Raw genomic sequence first — 20,127 nt, 5'->3', positions numbered from 1 at the left:
CACCGTCCCCCGCCGCTACCTCCCCTGCCAGCGCGGCGGGCGCTTCTCGGCGAAGGCCCGCGGCCCCTCCTCCGCGTCGGCCGACCCCAGCATGGCCCGGTAGCGCGGCAGGTCCCCGGCGCGCAGCCGCCGGTAGGCCGCTGCCAGGTCGTCGCCCTCGGTGGCGTCGAGGATCTCCTTGACGGCCGCGACCGCCAGCGGCGCGGCGTCGGCGATGGTCCGGGCGAGCCGCGCCGCCGCAGCGGCCGTCTCGCCCTGCGGCACCACCTCCGCCACCAGGCCGTGCCAGTGCGCCTCCGCCGCCGCCATGCGGCGTCCCGTGAAGAGCATGTCGGCGGCGACGGCGCGCGGGACGCGGCGCGGCAGCCGCAGCACCCCGCCGGAGTCGGCGACCATCCCCATCGTGACCTCGGTGAGCGCGAACTCGGCCGTGTCGGCGGCGACGATCAGGTCGGCCGCGAGCGCGAGCTCGAAGCCGCCGCCGAGCGCAAGGCCGTTGACGGCCGCGACCACCGGCTTGTGCAGGCCGAAGAACTCCGTGAGCCCGGCGAAGCCGCCCGGGCCGTGGTCGGCGTCGATGGCCTCGCCCTCCGCCGCGGCCTTGAGGTCCCAGCCCGCGGAGAAGAAGCGCTCGCCCGCCCCGGTGACGACGGCGACGCGCAGGGCGTCGTCGTCGCGCAGCCGCGCGAACGCCGCGTACAGCTCCCTGCTGGTCGCCACGTCGATCGCGTTCGCCTTGGGGCGGTCGAGGGTGATCGTCAGCACCCCGTCCGCCGCCGTTGTGCGTACCGCGTCACCCATCGCCGTCCTCCTCCGTGTCCGGTTCTGCCGTTCCCACCGCCGCGCCCGCGCGCACGGTGACCACCGCGTCGACCGCCACCGCGCCCTCCGGCAGCACCAGCAGCGGGTTGAGATCGATCTCGGTGACGCGGTCGGCGTCCGCCGCGGCGAGGTCCGCCACAGCGGCGATCGCCTCGACCGCCGCCGCCACGTCCCCCGCGGGCCGCCCCCGGTACCCGGCGAGCAGCGGCCAGGTGCGCAAAGAGCGCAGCGACGCCCCGATGTCGTCGCGCGACACCGGGAGCAGGCTGGTCGCGCTGTCGCGCAGCAGCTCAACGAGCGTCCCGCCCGCGCCGACGGTCAGGGCGGCCCCGAATACCGGGTCCCACCGGACGCCGACGATCAGCTCCGCCACCGCGCCGCCGGCCATCCGCTCGACGAGGAACCGGTCGCCCAGCCCGCGCATCGACTCCAGTGCCGCGGCGAGGTCGTCGGGCGTGCGCAGGTCGACCCGCACCGCGCCGGCCTCGGTCTTGTGCGCCAGGTGCGCCGCCACCGCCTTGAGCACGACCGGGTAGCCGAGGTCGGCCGCCGCCGCTGCGGCGCCCGCGCCGTCGGCGACCAGCCGCCCCGCCGGGACGGCGACGCCGTGTGCCGCGAGCGCGCGCTTGCTCTCCCACTCGTCCAGGCGGCGCGTTGCCGCGGGCGGCGGGCCGGGCGGCGCGGGCGGGCCCGCGCGGGCGCGCCGCTGCGCCGCGCCGACCTCGGCGGCCGCGCGGACGGCGTCGAGGCACTCCGCGATCCCCTGCATCGGGGCGATGCCCGCCGCGAGGATCTCCCCGCGGACGGACTCCGGGAGGCCCTCGGGTAGGGAGCTGACCACGCAGGCCGGAACGGGGTGCGCGCGGTGCGCGGCGATGAACGCGTCGAGTGTGGTGCGCCAGTGGTCGGTGCCGCAGACGTCCGGACGGGGGAAGTCGAGTACCAGCAGGTGCGCCGCCGCCCCGCTGCCGAGGAAGGCGGCGAAGCAGGCGGTCTGCGCCGCGAGGTCGCCCCAGATGTAGCCGTGGTAGTCGAGCGGGTTGGCGACCGGCACGTGCGGCCCGAGGACCCCTTCGAGCCGTTCGCGGACCGGGCCCGGCAGCGGGGGCATGCGCAGGCCGCGCGGCTCGGCCAGGTCGGCGACCAGGGACGCCTCTCCCCCGGAGCAGCTCGCCGACGCGACCTCGGCCGCTGCCAGCCCCCCGTGCACGGCGAGGAGTTTCAGCGTCTCCAGCAGCCCGGCCGGGTCCGGTGTCCGGGCGATGCCCAGCCGCCGGAACAGCGCGTCGCTCAGTTCGTCGGGGCCTGCGAGGGAGCTGGTGTGGGAGAGCGTGGCGAGCGCGCCGAGTTCCGACGCGCCGGACTTGAGCACCGCCAGCGGCACGCCGCGCTCCAGTGCGCGCAGCGCGGCGCGGGAGAAGGCGGCGACGTCGCCGATGCCCTCGATGTGCAGGCCGATCGCGTCGACCCGGTCGTCGTCGAGCAGGGCGTCCACGACGTCGGCCAGGCCGGCGCCCGCCCCATTGCCGAGCGAGACGACGTGCGTGATCGGCACCGACCGGCGCTGCATGGTGAAGTTCAAGCCGATGTTGCCGCTCTGCGACACGATCGCCACCCCGCGGTCGACCCGTTCGCCGCCGTGCTGGTCGGGCCAGAGGGCGACGCCGTCGGCGTAGTTCAGGACGCCGTTGCAGTTGGGGCCGATCACCACGGTGTCGCCGGCGGCGTCGAGCAGGGCGCGCTGGAGTCCGGCGCCCTCCTCCCCCGCTTCGGCGAACCCGGAGGTGTGGCAGACGATGCCGCCCGCGCCCATGCGGGACAGCCGCCCGGCGACCTCGACCGCGGCAGCGGGGGGCACCGCGAGGAGCACGGCGTCGGGCACGCCGGGCAGGTCATCGACGGTGGGGACGCAGGGCACGCCCTCGATGTGCGCGCGGCGGGGGTGCACCGCCCACACCGCACCGGTGTAGCCGACCCGGCGGCACTGCCGGATGGCCTCGGCGGCGGCGTCGCCGCCCACGACCGCGATGCTGCGGGGGGCGAGCAGACGGCGCATCCCCGCCGCCCGGCGGGCCGCGGGGGATGCCGGGGTTGCCGTGGTTGCGGGGCTTGCAGTGGCTGCGGGATCCGCGGTGCCGGCCGCGGCCGTCGCGCCCCCGCTCATGCGCCCAGGGGGCGCAGCAGGGAGCGCGCGATGATGTGCCGCTGGATCTCGCTGGTGCCGTCCCAGATCCGCTCGACCCGGGCGTCGCGCCAGAACCGCTCGATCGGCAGTTCCGCCAAGAGCCCCATCCCGCCGTAGATCTGCACGGCCCGGTCCGTGATGCGGCCCAGCGCCTCCGACGCGTAGAGCTTCGCCATCGCCGCGTCGCGGTCGGTCATGCCGCCGTTGTCGAGCTTCCAGGCCGCGTGCAGCGTGAGCAGCTCGGCGGCCTCCAGTTCGGTGACGGAGTCGGCGAGCTGGAAGCCGACCCCCTGGAAGCGCCCAACGGGCTGCTGGAACTGCTCCCGGGTGGCGGCCCACTCCGTGGTCATGTCGAGGACCCGGCGGGCCCGGCCCACGCTGGTCGCCGCGACGGTGAGGCGGCTCGCGCCCAGCCACTCCGACATCAGGTCGAACCCGGCGCCTTCGGCGCCGAGGCGCTGGGCCTCGGGCACCCGGCAGTCCTCGAACGCGATCTCGCACTGGTGGTAGCCGCGGTGCGAGACGGCGGCCGACCCGCGGCGCACGGTCACCCCCGGCGCGTCGAGGTCGACCACGAAGGCGGTGATGCGCTTCTTGGGTCCGCGCGGCGTGTCCTCGGTGCCGGTCGCGGCGAAGAGCACCACGAAGTCGGCGGCGTCGGCGTGGCTGATGAAGTGCTTGGTCCCGTTGATCAGGTAGTCGGTGCCGCTGCGCACGGCCGTGGTGCTCATCGACCGGATGTCGGAACCGGCGCCCGGCTCGGTCATGGCGAGGCAGTCGTGGCGCTCGCCGCGCACCGCGGGGAGGAGGTACCGCTCCCGCTGCTCACCCTCGCACGCCTGGAGGATGTTGCCGGGCCGGGCCACGAGCATCTGCAAGGCGAAGGACGCCTTGCCGAGCTCGCGCTCGACCAGGGTCATACTCAGCCCGTCGAGGCCGCCGCCGCCCAGCTCGGCGGGCATGTTGGCGGCGTAGAGGCCGGACGCGACGGCCTTCTGCCGGATGGATCGCGCCAGGTCGGGCGGGACGTCGTCGAGGCGTTCGACCTCGTCCTCGTGCGGGTACAGCTCTGCGGTCACGAAGTCGCGGACGGTCTGGACGATCATGTGCTGCTCGTCGGTCAGCGCGAAATGCACCGTGGGCCTCCTGTGGTCGTGATCGGCGGCGCGGGGGCGGGAATCGGCGGGGGTGGCGGGACGCGGGCGGGAATCGGGGGACGCAGGCGCGGCGGTGCCCGGGCGCTCGGGGCGGCGGCCGCGCGCGGTGTCAGGACGCGCGGCCGGGACAACGGCGGGGACCACGGCGGGGTCGTCCGAACCACGAGGACGGGTCCGTGCCGGGTCGTGCGGCAGAGGGGGTCAGGACGCGCGGCGGGGGATCCCGATGACGTGGCCGACCTCGTCCGGCACGGACAGCGCAGCGTGCGCCGCGCGGATCGCCGCGAGGCGCCGCTGCAACGGCTCGGGCATCGGGGCCGTGCGCCCCGACCCGGTCGCGACGTGCAGCAGCATCTGCTCGGCGGTGGCGAGCAGCGCCCCGGTCTCGGCGTTGTGCATGGCGTGGAACACATGCAGCCGCTTGGGGTCGTGGTCGAGCAGGTGCAGCGTGAGGCGCAGCGGGTCGTCGGCGGCGGCCTCGCGGCGGTTGAAGATGTGCGTCTCCACCGTGTACAGCGAATGCCCGGCCGCCCGGTACGCCTCGTCGATACCGATGTAGCGGAAGAAGGCGTCGGAGTCGTCGCCGAAGACCAGCAGGTAGCACGACTCGCTCATGTGCCCGTTGTAGTCGAGCCATTCGGGCCGCACCCGGGTCTCGTGGACGCACAGCGGCGCCGCGATGGGCGCGGCGTCGTCCCACGCGCGTGCGGCCGCGCCCTCATAGGGGGTGACCACGCGATCGGTCCGATCGGTCTCCGTCATGGGCGGCGCCCTCCTCATTGATCGCGGGTCGGTCAGCAGCGCGCACTATGTTCGCATTATGCGATGCTTGTTCGCATCATGCAATACGTGGATGCGCGGTCGTCCCTCGCCGCACGCCCGCCCGCCACCGCGGTCGCCTCTGCGGTGGACGCCGTCTCGGCCCGCACCCGTGCGGCGGCGCGGCGGACGGGCGGGCCGACCGCCGGACCGCCGATACGCTGGGGACTCCGGTGCCGAGCGTGGAGCAGGGGGAGACCGATGGGACCCGTTCACGTCAACGGCGGCGAGCACGCCGCCCGCGCCGCACCGGGGTCCGGACGGGTGCAGTCGCTGGAGCGCGCGATCGCGCTGCTGACCGCCGTGGCGGCCAGCTCCCCCGACGGCGAAACGGTGGCGGACCTCGCCGCGGCGTGCGGCCTGAACCGGGCCACGGCGTGGCGGCTGCTGGCGACCCTGGAGCAGCACGCGCTCGTCGAGCGCGATCCGAGCACCAACCGCTACTCGATCGGCTTCGCCATCGCCCACCTCGCCGCCTCGGCGCGGATGGACGGCCTGATCCGGCGGGCCCACGGGGTACTGGAGCGGCTGTGCGCCACCACCGGCGAGACCGCCAACCTCGCGGTCACCCAGCGCGTCGGCCTGACCTACATCGACGAGGTGGCTCCGCAGGCGGTGCTCAGCGCCCGCTGGCTGGGCCACCAGGCATCGCTGCACGCCACCTCCACCGGCAAGACGCTGCTGGCGTGGCTGCCGGAGTCCGAGGCCGAGACCATGCTCGCCGAAACGCTGTCCGCGCACACCGGCACCACCATCACCGACCCTTCGGTGCTGCGCGCCGAACTCGCCGCGACCCGCGGCCGCGGCTACGGGGTCAGCGTCGGCGAGATGGAGTCCAGCGTGTTCGGCGTCTCGGCGCCGGTCCTCGACTCCCGCGCGCGGCCACTCGCCGTACTCGGGATCTGGGGCCCCGACACCAGGGTCCCGGAGTCGCGGTTCCCCGAACTGGGCGAACTCGCCAAAGAGGCCGCCGAAGAGATCGCCCGCTCCATCACCCCCTGATCCGAACCGGCACGCCCGGCAGAGGGGGAGCGCGACGACGCCCGCCTGCACCCCAGCCGAACGCGTTCCCCGGAACCCGCCGTCTCGGCGCCCCCCCGCCCCAGGACTACTCCGTTGGCTTCCCCCAGCGTTCTCTGAGCGGAATCGGCGCCGGGCGGCGTTGGCGCCCAGCGGGCTCCGGGCATCCCCACGCCCCACCGGGAAGCCGAAAGTCCACCCGCAGGTGAGGGAGCCGTTTCCGCGCGATCAGGCTTGGATGGTGCCCGGGGTGATCCGGCTGCGCACCACAGGCTGGACGGCGTCCACACGCGCGATCGGGCAATGGCTCGGCGAGACCCTCGCCATCGGCCGCGCCTCCGGCGCCGTCCGCGACGACCTCCCCGCCGAGTTGCAGGGCCGCCTCACGTTCGCGGTACTGCGCACTTTCGACGAGTGGACGATGCACCGCCACGCCGACCTCGAACCCGCCCAGGCGCGCGCCCTGGTCGGGGCCCAACTCGACACCCTCAAGCGCCTCCTGACCCCCACCCCCCAACCCTGAGCCGCCCGGCCCAGTGCCCTCCGCTGGGCTCCGGGTGCCCGTCGGAAATTTCAGTACCAAGAGTATTCAATACCTTGGGTATGCTATGGTTCCCACTATGACCGGCAACGAGCCCGCTCCCCCAGGTCCGACCCCGCGCACACCCCGCGAGGAGGTACGCCGCCGCCTGCTCGACGCCGCCACACAGGTCTTCGCCGAACGCGGCTACGCCGACAGCCGGCTGGCGGACATCGCCCGCGCCGCCGGGTTCACCAAGGGCGCCGTCTACTCGAACTTCGCCAGCAAGCAGGAGCTGTTCGGCGCCATCCTCAGTGAGCGCGCCGACGCCGAGCTCGCCACGGTCATGACCGGCATCGGCGACGACCCGGGCGGCGCCGCCGCACGGGCGGCCGGCGTCGTCGCACAGCGGATCACCGGGGACACCGAGCGGGGCCAGCTCGGCCTGGAGTTCGCGGCCCGGGCGGCGCGCGACGAGCAGACGCAGGCGATCCTCACTCCGCTGCGCCGCGCCCAGCGGGCGGCGGCCGCCCGGTCGATCGGTGCGCTCGCCGAGCAGGGCGGGACCCGGCTCACCGCCGACCCCGATACCGCCGCCCTGATCCTGCACTGCCTGACCAACGGCCTGTCGATGGAACACCTGGCCGACCCTGAGGAGGTCGGCGCCGACCGCGTCGAGCAGGCCCTCGCCACCGTCCTCACCGCCCTGACTGCCGTGCCTGCTGCGCCTGCCGCGCCTGCCGACGACTGAGCCGCAGCCCCGCCCGACCGGCCTCCGACCCTCTCCCACCCGCCTCTCCCCTGCCCCGACCGCGGCCGCCATGAGCGGCCACGGCACCTGACCCGTCCCCGCCGCTGCGCACCGATCCGCGGCGTCGCCACCGGCCGTGCCCTCTGCGCGCCGCACGGAAGCACCTCATACCCCCGATTCATTACCCTTTGGAGTCTTCTCATGACGTTTCGGAATCGCCCGCGCCGCATACCGCGCGCTGTCGGCGGGACCCTGCTGGCGTTGGCGACCCTCGCCGCGTGCGGCGGCCCCGCCGAGGACGCCGCCCCCGAGGAGCGCGGGTTCGGTCCGGTCGGCCCGCGCCTCACCATCGCGGTCGGCAGCGGCGAACTCGACGTCCGGCCCGCCGACGTCGACGAAGTCACGGTGCGACGCTGGTTCACCGCGTGGTCGATCACCGGCACCAAGGCCGAGCCGGCCTGGGAGTTCGAGGACGACCGGCTCACCCTCACGGCCGAATGCGGGCCCGCGGTGCTCAGCGGATGCGATGCCCGCTACGAAGTACGCGTCCCCAGGTCGACCCGGCTCACGGTCGACGGCGGCAGCGGGGCGGTCACCGCCGCCGGCTTCGACACGCCGCTGCGCATCGACTCCGACAACGGGGCGGTCCGCGTCGATGACGCCGCCTCTCCCCTCTCCCTGCGCACCACCAGCGGAGGGCTCCGCGCCACCGGGATCAGGTCGGACCGGGTCGATGCCCGTTCCGAGAACGGGAGGATCCACCTCTCCTTCGCCGCGGTCCCCGACGACGTCGAGGCCGCGGCGGAGAACGGCGGGGTGACCGTCGAGGTGCCCGAGGCCGCGTACGACGTGACGACCGCGACCGACAACGGCGAGGTGCGCAACGGCCTCGGCAAGGACTCCGGGAGCCGGCACCGGATCACGGCCCGGACCGACAACGGGGCGATCCGGCTGCGCACCACCAGTTGAGCCGCGTGCACAGGCGCCGTCCGCCTACCGGAACCGGGGCACCGCGGTAAGCGGCCCCGGGGATATTCGACCGCGAAGGAGAATCCTCATGCGGAAGCATTACATCGACCGGCTCCGCAACGCCGCCATCCTCTTCCTGTTCCCCTATCACGCGGCGCGGGTGTTCGACGACATCTCGCCTTTCTACGCCAAAGGCGCGCCGAGCGCGGCCGCCTCGGTCCTGGTGCATTCGTCCTTCTGGTTCATGCCCCTGCTCTTCCTCCTCGCGGGGATGTCGAGCTACCACGCATTGCAGCGGAGAACGGCGGCGGAATTCGCCAAGGAGCGGTTCGCGCGATTACTGGTCCCGTTCTTCTTCGGCGCGCTGGTCGTCGTCCCACCGCAGGCGTACTACGCGATGCGGTTCCATCTGGGCTATCGAGGCGGATACGGCGAGTTCCTGGTGCGGTACTTCACCGACTTCTCCGACTGGTCGGAGTACGCCGGGGGGATCTCACCCGCGCACCTGTGGTTCCTCCTCTTCCTCTTTCTGATCTCGATCGCCCTGCTGCCCCTCATGCGCTTGGCCGCGCGCGCCGGCTACGCACCCGCCTGGCCTCGGCACCCGCTCCTCGTGCTGCTGCCCTTCGCCGGGCCGGCCCTGCTCTCGGTGCTCCCGGACGCGAGCGGCAAGAACATCGCGGTCTACGCCGCATACGTCATGCTCGGCTACTTCATCGCGGCCGACGACGCGGTGACCGACATGATCGAAAAACACCGGGCCGGTTACCTCGCCGGGGCGCTGGCGGGGGCGGCGGGGATCCTCGCGGAGACATACACGGTCGGCGCGCAGTCGAGCGCGTTGTCCACTGCGGCGCATTTCCTGGTCTGCTGGACAACACTGCTCGCGATCCTCGGATACGGCAGGCGGTACCTTTCCGGGGGATCGACATTCGACACGTATTTCAACCCCGCCGCGCTGCCGGTGTATATTCTGCATCAGACCTATCTGGTCATTGCCGCCTACTATATTATCCAGTTCGCCGACAGCGGCCCTGCCCCATTCATCCTCATCATGATATCGTCCTTCGGTTTGAGCATTGCGAGTTATGCGGCGATCCGCAGAATCAGGCCGCTCAGGGTCGCGTTCGGGTTGCCCGAGCGGTCCGCGGCGGCAGCGATGGGAAGCAGAGGGCGAACACAATGACGCGAACCTATGTGGTGACCGGGGCGGCCTCCGGTATCGGCCACGCGCTTGCCGCGCGGCTGCGCGGCGAGGGGCACACCGTGCTCGGCGTCGACCTGCGCGACACCGACATCCTCGTCGACCTCACCACCGCGCAGGGGCGGGCCGACCTCGTCGTGCAGGCGGGCGAGCGCTCCGGCGGCCGGATCGACGCCGTCGTGGCGGTCGCCGGGCTGGCGGCGCCCGTCCCGGCGACCGTCGGGGTCAACTACTTCGGTGCCATCGCCACGCTGGAGGGCCTGCGGCCACTCCTCGCGGAGTCACCCGCTCCGCGCGCCGCTCTCGTGTCGTCGCTCGCCGCGATCGACCGGGTCGACCCCGACCTGCATGCCGCGCTGCTGGCAGGGGACGAGGTGCGGGCGCTCGCCCTGGCCGCCGCCATCACCGAGGCGTGGACCGCCGAATCCGAGAACTCCATCTACAACTCCACCAAGAACGCGATCGCGCTGTGGCTGCGCGCCCAGGCGCCCACCCCGGCGTGGGCCGGCGCGGGAATCCCGCTGAACGCCGTGGCACCCGGCGTGATCGAGACCCCCATGACCGCCGAGGTGCTCGCGAGCGAGGAGGGCCGCGCCATGCTCGCCGCGGGGGCTCCGGCGCCCTTGAACGGGCCCGCCGCCCCGCCCACGGCACCGGCCGACCTGCTCGCGTGGCTGGTCGGCGCCGAGAACACCTACGTCACCGGCCAGATCATCTTCGCCGACGGCGGCGCCGAAGCCCTCCGCCGCCCGGGCGTGGTCTAGCGGCCGCCGGGCCGGGTGCATCCCCTGCTCAGGCCCCATTCGGCGAGGATGTCCGCTACTGCCGCCGCGTCCGCCGCGCGCAGTGGGGTGATCGGCGGGCGGACGTCGCGGGAGCAGAGCCCCAACTGGTGCAGGGCCTCCTTGACCACCGAGACGTTGTTCTCGGCGCCCGAGCGGAGCCGGAGGTCCTCGAATCCGCGCACGCCGCGCCACTCGGCCATGGCCGCCCCCATGTCGCCCGCGCGCAGCGCCGCCAGCAGGCGCAGGCTGCGGGCGGGGTCAACTCCGACGAGTCCCGAGGTGAACCCGGTCGCACCGGCGATCGCGAAGAACGGCGCCCAGGTCTCGGCCGCGCCGCAGAGCCAGGTCGCCCGCGCGCCCTCGGTGTGCGCCACGAGGTCGGCGAACCGCGCGGGATCGGGCACGGCGTACTTCACGCCGACCAGAGTGGGGCACGCCGAGGCCAGCGCGGACATCGCCGCCGCGTCGACCGCAGGATCCTTGACGTAGGGGACCATTCCGATGTCGGGGACCGCTGCGGCGATCGCCGCGTGGTAGTCGACCCAGCCGTCGAGGCTGCGGAACGGGTGCGGCGGCTGGTGCACCATGACGCATCCGGCGCCGGCGTCGCGCGCGGCACGCGCGTCCTCGGCCGCCGTTGCGAGGTCGAGCCCGACACCGGCGACCACCAGGCTGCGCGGGGCCGCCGTCACCGTCCGCGCCACGAGGGCGCGCCGCTCCGCCGGGCTCAGCGCGTAGAACTCCCCGGTGTTGCCGTTGGGGGTGAGCGCCGTGACCCCGCCCTCGGTCAGCCGGTCGAGCAGGACGGTGTGGGCCGCCTCGTCCACCGCGCCGTCGGGGCGGAACGGGGTCACGGGGATGGCGACCACGGTCGCCAGGGCCGCGCGCACCCGGTCGAGGCCGTCGGCCGTTGCCGCGGCTGTGTCAGTGGCAGGACTCATCGGGCGACCCCTCCAGCGCACCCGGAGCACCCGGATCCGCGTGGTATACCAATATTATGTGTGCTGATATGCAGGTCGGATCGAGCATGCCCCCGCTGGGCACGACGACCTCCCGCTCGGACCTGGTCGCCGAGGCCATCCGGGACGCGATCTTCTCGGGGCGCCTCGATCCCGACGAGGTGCTTGTCGAGCGGCGCCTGGCCGAGATGCTGGGCGTCTCCAAGACCCCCGTCCGCGAGGCGCTGATCATGCTGTCCAGTACCGGGCTGCTGACCATGACCCGCAACCGGGGCGTCGCCGTCCGGCGGCTGACCCTGACCGAGGTGCGGCACGTGTACGAGGAGCGGGCGCTCCTCGAACCGTGGGCGCTGGCCTCGGCGATCCGCGCCAAGGGCGCGCTCGACGTCGCCGGGCACCTCCCGACCATGGACGAGGCCGACGCGTTCACCGCCGACGACGACGCGACGGCGCTGGCGACCGCCAACCGGAGCTTCCACCGCGGCCTCTACTCCCAGTGCGAGAACCCGTTCGTCGTCAAGGCCCTCGACGACCTCCAGGACCTGACCGCGCTGGCGACGGTCGGCGTGCTCTGGGAGAACTGGCCGACGTGGCGCGCCGAGGCGGCCGAGCACCACGAGATCCAGCAGGCCGCCGCGGCGGGCGAGGCCGATCGCGCGGAAGACCTGATGCGCACGCACATCGAGCGGTCGATCGCCCGGCTGCGCAGCGCGGCCGCACCCGGCTGACCGGCGGCCGCGGCCGGACCCGGCCGACCGCCGCGCACCGCTGCTGCGCGCCGCCGCGGTGCTCACGGAGCCCCCCGGTACTCCCGCAGGGTCCGCTCGTCGGGCGGGTAGGTGCCGCGCAGCGGCCGCCCCTCGTCGATGCGGGCCAGTACGAATTCCTCCACCGCCTCCTGCGCCGCCGCGTCGTGGGCGACCGACGCGGCGAGATGGCGCGGGACGCAGATGACGCCGTCCTCGTCGCCGACGATGACGTCGCCCGGGTAGACCGGCACCTCGGCGCAGCCGATCGGCTGCTGCATGTCCACGGCATGGTGCTGGGCGAGGTTCGTGGTCGGCGCCGCGCCGCAGGCGAACGTGGGCAGGTCGAGCCGCGCGAACCCGGAGAGGTCGCGCACCGCGCCGTCGGTGACGATCCCCGCGCCGCCGCGACGCAGGAACCGGGTCGCGAGGATGTTGCCGAGTGCCGCCGCGCGCGTCCGGCCCCGGGCGTCGATGACCAGGACCGATCCCGGTGGTGCCGCCTCGAAGGCGCGGCGCTGCGGGTGGTCGTAGTCCTGGAACACCGACACCACGTCGATGTCCTCGCGGCCCGGGATGTAGCGCAGGGTGAACGCCTCGCCGACGACGCGGCGCCGGGTGGCGCTGAGCGGCCGCGGCCCCTGCATGAAGGTGTTGCGCAGGCCGCGGTCCATGAGCTGGGTGGTCAGCGTCGCCGTGCTGACCGTGTGCAGGGCCGCCATCGTGTGCTCGTCCAGCGGCTCGGCGGCCGCCGGCTCCCCGCTCTGCGCGTGCGTCGACTCGGGTGTGCTCGCCATGTCGGTCCTGTCCGGGTTGGGTCGGTGCGGGGTCAGGTCAAGTCGGGTCAGTTCGGTGCAGGTCAGGTCAGTTCGATGCGGGTCGGTGCGGGTCGGTGCGGGTCGGATCAGTGCGGATTCAGTAGCCGACCGCGGCGTCGACCACGCCGAGCAGCGCGGCGCCGTCGCGGTAGCGGCGGATGTTCTCGGCGAGGCGGGTGTCCAGCGCCGCGGCCAGCGTCGCAGTGGGGTTCGCGACGTGCGGGGTGACGATGGCGCGCGGATGGGTCCACAGCGGGTGGCCGTCGGGCAGCGGCTCGGGGTCGGTGACGTCCAGGGCGGCGCCGGCGATGCCGCCGGTGTCCAGGGCGTGCAGGAGCGCGTCGGTGTCGACCAGCGTCCCTCTTGCGACGTTGACCAGCCACGCCGTGCTCTTCATCCGCGCCAGCCGCCGGCCCCCCACGAGGTGGTGCGTCTGCGCGGTCTGCGGCGCGGCGATGACGACGTGGTCGGCCGCGGACCACACGTCCTCCGCAGCGTCGGCCGCCACCGTGCGGGCGGCCCCGGGGACCGGGCGCCCGCTGCGGTTCACGGCGATGGCGTCGGCGCCGAGTGCCGTGAGGGAGGGGATCAGGGCGCGGGCGATCCCGCCGGCCCCGATGATGGCGACCCGCGCCCCCGCCAGCGTGCCGACGCGCGGCCGCAACTCGGTCTTGCGCCATGTGTCGGCGGCCAGGCTCTCCGGGAGCCGCCGGACGCCCGCCAGGAGCAGCATCAGCGCGTGCTCCGCGACCGGCGCGGCGTAGGCGCCGGCGGCCGAGGTCCACACCCGTGCGGCGTCGATGGTGCCCGCCGCGAACCACGCCTCGACGCCCGCCGAGGGCAGTTGCACCCACCGGACGCCGTCGGGGAGTTCGGTGGGGAACCGGGCGGGGTCCGAGACCGTCCAGGCCAGCGCCTCGGCCTGGTCGAGCGGCACCACCTCGGCGCCCTCGCCGCGGGCGGCGGCCGCCACGCGTCCGTCGGTGTCGGGCGCCACGGCGATCCGCAGACCTCGTCGACTCATCCTTGCCCTCTCTCTAGGCCGCGGTTATGGTATACCACCATATCAAGATATGACTGTGACGCAGCTTACGTGCGTGCCATCACCCAGCACGCACACTCCCAGCACCTCCCCGCACCCACCGCGCCCCCGCCCTTCGCGGAGCGGCACGGCACGGAGCCCTCGACACAGAGGAGTCACCATGGCCGAACCCGGCGACACGGGACGCGACGCGCCGGCGGACCGCCCGGCGGCACCGCCCGGAGGCTGGGACGGCGGGGTGCCGGTCCCGCCCTCCGTCGCCGCCGAGACGCCCCGGCCGGCACCGGTCCAGGGATCCTTCCTCGGCTACGTGAAGTCCTTCGGCCCCGGCATCGTCATGGCGCTGAGCTGGGTGGGGACCGGCGACCTGATCGACAACTCGGTCGCGGGCGGCAACTACGGCTACGCCCTGCTGTGGGTCCTGCCGCTGACGCTCGTCTTCCGCTTCATCTTCGTGAACAACCTCGGGAAGTACCCGCTGTACAACCTCCAGCGCGACCCGAGCATCGTCCGCGGATTCGCGCGGACCCACCCGATCTTCGGCTGGGTCATGCTCGTGTCGTTCGTGGTCTACACGCACATCCTCATGGCCTTCACGCTCAGCGGCGTGGGCGTGGCCCTGCACGGGCTCTTCGGCGTCCTGTCGCCGTTCGTGTGGACGCTGGTCGGCGCGGCCTCGGTCTTCGTCGTGACGTTCAAGGGCACCTACCTGCTGATCGAGCAGATCTTCAAGGTCGTCCTCGCCGTCATGGTCGGGTCCTTCGTGGTCGGCATCGTCATGGTCGGCATCAACTGGGCCGAGTTCCTGCGCGGCTTCGCGTTCGAGCTGCCGCCGCAGGAGGGGATCTTCGACTCCGGCCTGGTCGCCTCCAGCCTGGTCCTGGCGACGCTCGGCTCGATGGCCAACCTCTTCTACCCGCAGTTCCTGCACGAGAAGGGCTGGACGACGCCCGCGCACCGGCGGGTCCAGCGCTACGACCTGCTGTTCGGGATCGCGGTCGTGTTCTTCCTCGCGGTCGCCGTGTGGGCCATCGGCGCGGAGGTGCTGCACGGCAAGAGCGGGGTCGAGACCGCCGACGACATCGCGGGCGCCCTCGGCGTCGCGATCGGCCCGGCGGGGCCCTACATCTTCTACCTCGGCCTGCTCGGCGCGGCCTGGACCACCGTCGCGAGCTCGATCTTCGCCCTCAGCAAGATGAGCGTGGAGGCGCTGCACGTCGTCCGGCCCGCCCGCGCCGCCCGCACGGGCGGCGAAGCGAGCAGGGACGGCTTCTACACGCTGATGGTCTGCTGGGGCCTGCTCGCCGTCGTCTGGTCGCTGCCCGGGGCGCCGGGCTTCGTCGTCCTCGTCGTCATCTCACACGTTCTCACCTCGCCGTTCCTGCTGATGATCGTCATCGGCATGGTGTTCATGATGAACCGGCGCGCGATCATGGGCGACCACGTCAACACCTGGAAGGACAACCTGGGCCTCGGACTCATCGCCGTCTTCGTCGCCGCTGCCGCCGTCCAGGGCCTCGGCAAGGCGGTGGGCATGCTCGGCTGACGGGCAACGAGACGATCGGCGCACACACGGCGACGGGGACGGCGACAGGGAACGAGGGACCATGGAACGGCTGGGCGGACACGCCGTCGTCGAACAACTGCTGGAGCACGGCACCGAACTCGCGTTCTGCGTGCCCGGCGAAAGCTACCTGCCGGTGCTCGACGGCCTGTACGAGGCGCGCGACCGGATCCGGCTCATCACCGCGCGCCATGAGGGCGGCGCCGCCCTCATGGCCGCCGCGCACGGCAAGCTCACCGGCAGGCCCGGCGTCTGCCTCGTGACACGGGGCCCCGGCGCGGCGAACGCCGCCATCGGGGTCCACGTCGCCCACCAGGACGCCGTCCCCATGGTGCTGCTCGTGGGGCAGGTGGACACCGCGCACCTCGGACGGCGGTCGTTCCAGGAGGTCGACCACCGGTTCACGTTCGCCCCTATGGCGAAGGCGGTGCTGCACGCCGACCGGCCCGACCGGTTGCCGGAGCTGGTGGCCCGCGCGTTCCGGACCGCCGTCTCCGGCGAACCAGGGCCCGTTGTCGTGGTCCTGCCGGCCGACGTCCTCGCCGCCACGACGGACGCCCCGGTCGTCCCGCCGGCCGACGAGACCCACCACGCCCCGTCGGCGGCGAGCGTGGACGCGTTCGTGCGGATGGTCGCCGCCGCCGAGCGTCCGCTGCTCGTCGCGGGCGGCAGCGGGTGGACCGCGGCTGCCGCCGACGGACTCCTGCGGTTCGCCGACGCCCTCGGCGCGCCCGTGGCAACGGCGGTCCGCCATCAGGACCTCGTCGACAACGACTCCGACGCCTACGTGGGCACGCTAGGGCTGAACACGACTCCGGGGCTCGCCGCGGCGGCACGCGAGGCCGACCTCGTCGCGCTCATCGGCACCCGGCCCGACGGGCTCACCGCCGAAGAACTCGACCGCGCGCTCACGCCGGACGGCGGGCCGAGCCTGCTGCACGTCCACCCCGACCCCGATGTGTTCAGCACCGTGTACCGCGCCGACCTCGCCATCTGCGCGCGCCCGGCGCAGTTCGTCGCCGCACTGCCGAACGCGACGGCGGCAGCGAACGCGCCTGCGACCGCACCGGCACCGGCACCGGCACCGGCACCGGCACCGGCACCGGACACATCGTGGCGCCGGAGGCTCCGGGAGGTCTACCTCCGCGCGCACGAGGCCCCGGCCGCCGACGGCATCGACCCGCGCCCCTACATGCGAGAGCTGAACGCGCGTCTGCCCGCCGACAGCGTGATCACAGCGGGCGCCGGAATGTACACGGCGTGGCACCAGCGCTACCGCCGCTACACCGCCTACCCGTCGCAGCTCGCGACCCAGTCGGGCGCCATGGGCTACGGCCTGCCGGCGGCGATCACCGCCCGGCTGGTCGACCCGCACCGCACGACCGTCGCCTTCGCCGGCGACGGCTGCTTCCTGATGACCGGCCAGGAGCTGGCCACCGCGGTGCGGTACGGGCTCCCCATCACCGTCATCGTCGTCAACAACGCCCGCTATGGCACCATCCGCGACCACCAGGAACGGCGGTTCCCCGGCAGGGTCGTCGGCACCGACCTCGTCAACCCGAGCTTCGCGGTCTTCGCCCAGGCGTTCGGCGCGCACGGCGAGCAGGTCCGCACCCCCGCCGACTTCGCCGCCGCCCTCGACCGCGCCCTCGCCACCGACACCCCGTCCCTCATCGAGATCACGCCCTGAACCCGTCCCGGTGAGCAGAGCCCCCGGCCCCCCACCCACACGGACCTCGCAGAATTCTCGATCTCCTACAATTCCGCGTAAATCATGCCTTTTCGACGGTCACCCGCATTAGCATGCCCTCGTGGAGGGCCGGTGGCAGCCGATTCCCCTCTCCTCGATCAGCAGACCCGCGTCCCCCGCTCGGCCGCCCCACTTCACAGGAGCCCCTGTGTCCACGAGCAAACACCAAGGCGGCGACGCGGAGCCGCGGTACCGGTACAACCCGCCACCCAACTGGCCGGCTCCCCCGCCCGGGTGGACACCGCCCGCCGATTGGCGCCCCGATCCGGCGTGGGGACCCGCGCCGAACGGGTGGCCGTTCTGGGTGGAAACGGCGTCGGGCCGACCAACGGCCGCGATCCGGCACCCCCACCTGCCCGCCGTTCAGCAGCCGCCCGCCGGCACCCCGCCGATGGCCGTCGCCCCCGCGGGGGCACCGCCTCCGGCGGCGCCGCGCACGCGCGGCGCCCACGCCCGCCACGCGGACAACGAGATCGGCATATTCGGCGCGCGCTCCAGAGCGAAAGAACTCGCGATCGAGGTCGCCCACCTGACCGAGGAGAACACGCGGCTGCGCGCCGACCTCGAACGGTTCGGCGCGCTCGACGCCATCCGGCTCGAAGAACTGAAACAGCGCTTGGAGGGTGAGACCGCGGCCCTGCGGGTCGAGCAGGCCGAGGAGCGCGGCCGCGCCGACACCGCCCGCAAAGCCGCCGCCTCCCAGGCCGCGGCCGAGATCGAGGGGTTGGAACGTCATCTCACCGATCTGCGCCGGACCATCGTCGTCACCGAAGACCTCGCGGCGCTCCAGGAAGCGGGGGTCTACGAGTACACGCACCCGCTCGACGACTCGGTCGCCTACCGGACCGCGCTCGCCAAGCTCAAGGACGAGATCAAGGCGATGAACCGCAAGGACGGCGGCGCGGTCACGGCCACGACCTCCTTCACCATGAACGGCTCGCTTCCCGAAGGCCGGAAGATGGTCGGTGAGTTCTCCAAACTGCTGCTGCGCGCCTACAACAATGAGGCCGACAACCTCGTGCGCGGCATGAAGGCGTACAAACTCGCCACGTCCGCCGACCGCCTGGACAAGACCAAGGACACCGTCGAGAAGCTCGGCCGATCGATGGACATCGGCATTTCCCGGCGCTACCACCGGCTGCGTCGGCGCGAGCTGTCACTGACCGCCGACCACCTCAACAAGGTCGCCGAGGAGAAGGAGCGCGAACGCGAGGAGAAGGCGCGCCTGCGCGAGGAGCGCCAGGCGCAGGCCGAACTCGAACGCGAGAAGAACCGCCTGGACAAGGAGCGCCGGCACTACGAGAACGCCCTCGCCGCCCTCCGGGACAAGGGCGACCTTTCGGGCGCGGACCGGCTTCGGGAGCAGATCCACGGCATCGAGCAGGCCATGTCGGACGTCGACCAGCGCGCCGCCAACGTCCGCGCGGGCTACGTGTACGTGATCTCCAACCTCGGCTCGTTCGGAGAGCAGGTGATCAAGGTCGGCATGACCCGCCGCCTGGACCCGATGGACCGCGTGCGCGAACTGAGCGACGCCTCGGTGCCGTTCAACTTCGACGTGCACGCCATCCACTTCTCCGACGACGCGGTCGGGGTCGAGGCGGAGATGCACCGGCGTCTGGCCGAAAAGCGGGTCAACCGCGTCAACCACCGGCGCGAGTTCTTCTACGCCACCCCGTCCGAGGTGCGGGACCTGCTGGCGAGCGTGGCGGGCGACCTGCTCCAGTACGACGAGACCCCCGAGGCCGCGGAGTACCGGCAGAGCATCGACCCAGCGGCCGCTCCCGGCGGGCGCCGTTCGGCCGGGCGATCGGGGTGAGCGCTACTCCGGGGCGGGGATCGCGAGGGTGCGGGCGGCGTGGTCGATCCAGGCGGCGCGGAAGCGGTCCGGGCCGAGGTCGCCGGGTGTGTGCCCGATGAGGATCGCCAGCAGCGGATAGTAGGTGAGCGACGAGACCAGCACGGTGGCCGTCGCCTCCGGATCCGCGGCGGCCAGGACGCCGCGGTCGCGCTGCACGGTGATCCACCGCGTGCACTCGCTGTAGAGGCCCGCCGCCACGCCCTGCCACATCTGCTCGAAGAGCTCGGGGAACGCGGTGAACTCGCGCAGCATGATGCGGACCAGGTCGCGGTCTGCGTCGATCACGCCCCACACCGCGTCCGCCATGAGCCCCAGCGCCTCGCGCGGGTCGTCGGGAACGTGCGCGACGACCTCCTGGGTGCGCCGCGCCATCGTCTCCAGGTTGCGGCCGACCGCGGCCTCGAGCAGGGCCCGCTTCGAGGGGAAGTGCTTGTACAGCGCACCCGACCCGGCCTTCAGCCCGCACGCGACCTGGACGTCGACGACCGAGGTCGCGTCGTACCCCTGCTCGGCGAACAGCCGGACGGCAGCGTCGAGGATGCGTTCCCGTGTCACACCGGGGGTGGTTCTCGCCATGGAAAGAGAGTACTCTCTTTCCATGGTAGAAGTGACCGTGGCCGAAGTCATCCGCTGCACACCCGAGGAGTTCCTGGCATTCGTGCTGGACCCGGAGGCCTATGCGCGGGTCGACGACAAGATCGGCGCGATCGACTGGGTCCGCCGCGAGGGCGACCTCACCGAGTTCAGGTTCCGCCCGAAACTGCCGGGCGTGCCCGGCCCGGCACCGAAGCTGGTCTCCCAGATGCGGCTCACTCCGGGCGAGCGCGTCGACGTGCGCTACGCCCCGTTGCCGCAGAACCGGCTCAACCACCGCCTGTCCCGGTTCGCCGCGAGCTTCGCGGCCGCCCCCGCCGACGGCGGCACCCGGGTCACGCGAACGATCTCGATCGACTTCGCCCCCTTCGCCCGGTGGCTCCTCGAACCGATCCTGCGCCGCACCCTCCCCGCCGACGTCGCCAAGGAGATCCACGCCGCAAAAGCCCACCTCGAAGCGCGCTAACTGTACTGACCTGAGAGGTTAGGTACGCGGGTGGCGGGAGGGCCGCTGATCGCGGTGTGGAACCGGTGGTGATTGTAGTGGTGCAACCACTCCGG

19 protein-coding genes are annotated in these 20,127 nt (G+C 73.1%); 11 read left to right on the top strand and 8 right to left on the bottom strand.

From position 1 onward, the window contains the following. Positions 1-15: 15 nt before the first annotated feature. From CLV63_RS27120 to CLV63_RS27105, 4 genes are all read right to left on the bottom strand, one after another. On the bottom strand, positions 16-801 hold the full coding sequence (locus tag CLV63_RS27120) for an enoyl-CoA hydratase-related protein (protein ID WP_106586075.1): 786 nt from the start codon (positions 799-801) through the stop codon (positions 16-18). Next, a complete protein-coding gene (locus CLV63_RS27115; protein ID WP_106586074.1) occupies positions 794-2,878 on the bottom strand; it encodes an acetate--CoA ligase family protein in 2,085 nt (694 codons plus the stop codon). Before CLV63_RS27115 ends, CLV63_RS27120 begins: the two co-directional genes overlap by 8 nt. Positions 2,879-2,982: 104 nt before the next feature. Further along, a complete protein-coding gene (locus CLV63_RS27110; RefSeq protein ID WP_106586073.1) occupies positions 2,983-4,143 on the bottom strand; it encodes an acyl-CoA dehydrogenase family protein in 1,161 nt (386 codons plus the stop codon). 222 nt (positions 4,144-4,365) lie between these two features. Next, positions 4,366-4,926 (bottom strand): thioesterase family protein, encoded by a 561-nt coding sequence (locus tag CLV63_RS27105; RefSeq protein WP_106586072.1) that lies wholly within the window; start codon positions 4,924-4,926, stop codon positions 4,366-4,368. A gap of 258 nt (positions 4,927-5,184) precedes the next feature. Here CLV63_RS27105 and CLV63_RS27100 point away from each other — a divergent pair, with 258 nt between their 5' ends. The 6 genes from CLV63_RS27100 to CLV63_RS27075 all read left to right on the top strand — a co-directional run bounded on the left by CLV63_RS27100 (position 5,185) and on the right by CLV63_RS27075 (position 10,211). After that, a complete protein-coding gene (locus CLV63_RS27100; protein ID WP_106586071.1) occupies positions 5,185-5,985 on the top strand; it encodes an IclR family transcriptional regulator in 801 nt (266 codons plus the stop codon). A 256-nt stretch (positions 5,986-6,241) separates the two neighbouring features. Further along, positions 6,242-6,526, top strand: coding sequence for a hypothetical protein (locus CLV63_RS27095; RefSeq protein ID WP_106586070.1), 285 nt, complete (start codon positions 6,242-6,244; stop codon positions 6,524-6,526). A gap of 97 nt (positions 6,527-6,623) precedes the next feature. After that, entirely contained in the window at positions 6,624-7,274 is a 651-nt protein-coding gene (locus CLV63_RS27090; protein WP_211301497.1) for a TetR/AcrR family transcriptional regulator, read from the top strand. 201 nt (positions 7,275-7,475) lie between these two features. Continuing rightward, entirely contained in the window at positions 7,476-8,243 is a 768-nt protein-coding gene (locus tag CLV63_RS27085; protein ID WP_106586068.1) for a DUF4097 family beta strand repeat-containing protein, read from the top strand. A gap of 88 nt (positions 8,244-8,331) precedes the next feature. Then, entirely contained in the window at positions 8,332-9,429 is a 1,098-nt protein-coding gene (locus tag CLV63_RS27080; protein ID WP_106586067.1) for an acyltransferase family protein, read from the top strand. Continuing rightward, positions 9,426-10,211 (top strand): SDR family oxidoreductase, encoded by a 786-nt coding sequence (locus tag CLV63_RS27075; protein WP_106586066.1) that lies wholly within the window; start codon positions 9,426-9,428, stop codon positions 10,209-10,211. Before CLV63_RS27080 ends, CLV63_RS27075 begins: the two co-directional genes overlap by 4 nt. Here CLV63_RS27075 and CLV63_RS27070 read toward each other — a convergent pair. Continuing rightward, a complete protein-coding gene (locus tag CLV63_RS27070) occupies positions 10,208-11,173 on the bottom strand; it encodes a dihydrodipicolinate synthase family protein (protein ID WP_106586065.1) in 966 nt (321 codons plus the stop codon). The two genes, CLV63_RS27075 and CLV63_RS27070, sit on opposite strands and share 4 nt — an antisense overlap. 68 nt (positions 11,174-11,241) lie before the next feature. Here CLV63_RS27070 and CLV63_RS27065 point away from each other — a divergent pair, with 68 nt between their 5' ends. Then, on the top strand, positions 11,242-11,919 hold the full coding sequence (locus tag CLV63_RS27065; protein WP_170134340.1) for a GntR family transcriptional regulator: 678 nt from the start codon (positions 11,242-11,244) through the stop codon (positions 11,917-11,919). 62 nt (positions 11,920-11,981) lie between these two features. Here the strand turns inward: CLV63_RS27065 and CLV63_RS27060 are convergent, their stop codons facing one another. Together CLV63_RS27060 and CLV63_RS27055 are read right to left on the bottom strand one after the other, a co-directional pair. Next, positions 11,982-12,734, bottom strand: a complete 753-nt coding sequence (locus CLV63_RS27060) for a ribonuclease activity regulator RraA (protein ID WP_106586063.1) — start codon at positions 12,732-12,734, stop codon at positions 11,982-11,984. A gap of 118 nt (positions 12,735-12,852) precedes the next feature. Continuing rightward, positions 12,853-13,779: a D-isomer specific 2-hydroxyacid dehydrogenase family protein gene (locus CLV63_RS27055; protein WP_106586062.1), complete on the bottom strand. Its 927-nt coding sequence runs from the start codon at positions 13,777-13,779 to the stop codon at positions 12,853-12,855. Positions 13,780-13,957: 178 nt separating this feature from the next. Here CLV63_RS27055 and CLV63_RS27050 point away from each other — a divergent pair, with 178 nt between their 5' ends. The 3 genes from CLV63_RS27050 (at position 13,958) to CLV63_RS27040 (ending at position 18,930) form a co-directional block, all read left to right on the top strand. Continuing rightward, entirely contained in the window at positions 13,958-15,343 is a 1,386-nt protein-coding gene (locus CLV63_RS27050) for an Nramp family divalent metal transporter (RefSeq protein ID WP_170134339.1), read from the top strand. Positions 15,344-15,404: 61 nt separating this feature from the next. Then, positions 15,405-17,051 carry a thiamine pyrophosphate-dependent enzyme gene (locus CLV63_RS27045; protein WP_106586060.1) on the top strand — a complete coding sequence of 549 codons (1,647 nt, stop codon included), beginning with the start codon at positions 15,405-15,407 and terminating at the stop codon, positions 17,049-17,051. A gap of 208 nt (positions 17,052-17,259) precedes the next feature. Next, positions 17,260-18,930 carry a DUF4041 domain-containing protein gene (locus CLV63_RS27040; RefSeq protein WP_245929088.1) on the top strand — a complete coding sequence of 557 codons (1,671 nt, stop codon included), beginning with the start codon at positions 17,260-17,262 and terminating at the stop codon, positions 18,928-18,930. A gap of 3 nt (positions 18,931-18,933) precedes the next feature. Here the strand turns inward: CLV63_RS27040 and CLV63_RS27035 are convergent, their stop codons facing one another. Continuing rightward, positions 18,934-19,548, bottom strand: coding sequence for a TetR/AcrR family transcriptional regulator (locus CLV63_RS27035; protein WP_106586058.1), 615 nt, complete (start codon positions 19,546-19,548; stop codon positions 18,934-18,936). Between the two features lie 22 nt (positions 19,549-19,570). Between CLV63_RS27035 and CLV63_RS27030 the strand changes: the two genes are divergently transcribed. Further along, positions 19,571-20,032: an SRPBCC family protein gene (locus CLV63_RS27030; RefSeq protein ID WP_106586057.1), complete on the top strand. Its 462-nt coding sequence runs from the start codon at positions 19,571-19,573 to the stop codon at positions 20,030-20,032. Positions 20,033-20,127: the final 95 nt, after the last annotated feature.

Source organism: Murinocardiopsis flavida (assembly GCF_003014485.1).
GTDB classification, from domain to species: Bacteria; Actinomycetota; Actinomycetes; order Streptosporangiales; family Streptosporangiaceae; genus Murinocardiopsis; species Murinocardiopsis flavida.
Note: the sequence above shows the minus strand (reverse complement) of the source record. Positions and strands in the feature narration are given on the sequence as shown.

Bases quoted from the DNA above. Each gene is read 5' to 3' on its own strand.
- CLV63_RS27120 (WP_106586075.1), bottom strand. From the start codon at position 801: ATGGGTGACGCGGTACGCACAACGGCGGCGGACGGGGTGCTGACGATC.
- CLV63_RS27115 (WP_106586074.1), bottom strand. From the start codon at position 2,878: ATGCGCCGTCTGCTCGCCCCCCGCAGCATCGCGGTCGTGGGCGGCGAC.
- CLV63_RS27105 (WP_106586072.1), bottom strand. From the start codon at position 4,926: ATGACGGAGACCGATCGGACCGATCGCGTGGTCACCCCCTATGAGGGC.
- CLV63_RS27100 (WP_106586071.1), top strand. From the start codon at position 5,185: ATGGGACCCGTTCACGTCAACGGCGGCGAGCACGCCGCCCGCGCCGCA.
- CLV63_RS27095 (WP_106586070.1), top strand. From the start codon at position 6,242: ATGGTGCCCGGGGTGATCCGGCTGCGCACCACAGGCTGGACGGCGTCC.
- CLV63_RS27090 (WP_211301497.1), top strand. From the start codon at position 6,624: ATGACCGGCAACGAGCCCGCTCCCCCAGGTCCGACCCCGCGCACACCC.
- CLV63_RS27085 (WP_106586068.1), top strand. From the start codon at position 7,476: ATGACGTTTCGGAATCGCCCGCGCCGCATACCGCGCGCTGTCGGCGGG.
- CLV63_RS27080 (WP_106586067.1), top strand. From the start codon at position 8,332: ATGCGGAAGCATTACATCGACCGGCTCCGCAACGCCGCCATCCTCTTC.
- CLV63_RS27075 (WP_106586066.1), top strand. From the start codon at position 9,426: ATGACGCGAACCTATGTGGTGACCGGGGCGGCCTCCGGTATCGGCCAC.
- CLV63_RS27070 (WP_106586065.1), bottom strand. From the start codon at position 11,173: ATGAGTCCTGCCACTGACACAGCCGCGGCAACGGCCGACGGCCTCGAC.
- CLV63_RS27065 (WP_170134340.1), top strand. From the start codon at position 11,242: ATGCAGGTCGGATCGAGCATGCCCCCGCTGGGCACGACGACCTCCCGC.
- CLV63_RS27060 (WP_106586063.1), bottom strand. From the start codon at position 12,734: ATGGCGAGCACACCCGAGTCGACGCACGCGCAGAGCGGGGAGCCGGCG.
- CLV63_RS27055 (WP_106586062.1), bottom strand. From the start codon at position 13,779: ATGAGTCGACGAGGTCTGCGGATCGCCGTGGCGCCCGACACCGACGGA.
- CLV63_RS27050 (WP_170134339.1), top strand. From the start codon at position 13,958: ATGGCCGAACCCGGCGACACGGGACGCGACGCGCCGGCGGACCGCCCG.
- CLV63_RS27045 (WP_106586060.1), top strand. From the start codon at position 15,405: ATGGAACGGCTGGGCGGACACGCCGTCGTCGAACAACTGCTGGAGCAC.
- CLV63_RS27035 (WP_106586058.1), bottom strand. From the start codon at position 19,548: ATGGCGAGAACCACCCCCGGTGTGACACGGGAACGCATCCTCGACGCT.
- CLV63_RS27030 (WP_106586057.1), top strand. From the start codon at position 19,571: ATGGTAGAAGTGACCGTGGCCGAAGTCATCCGCTGCACACCCGAGGAG.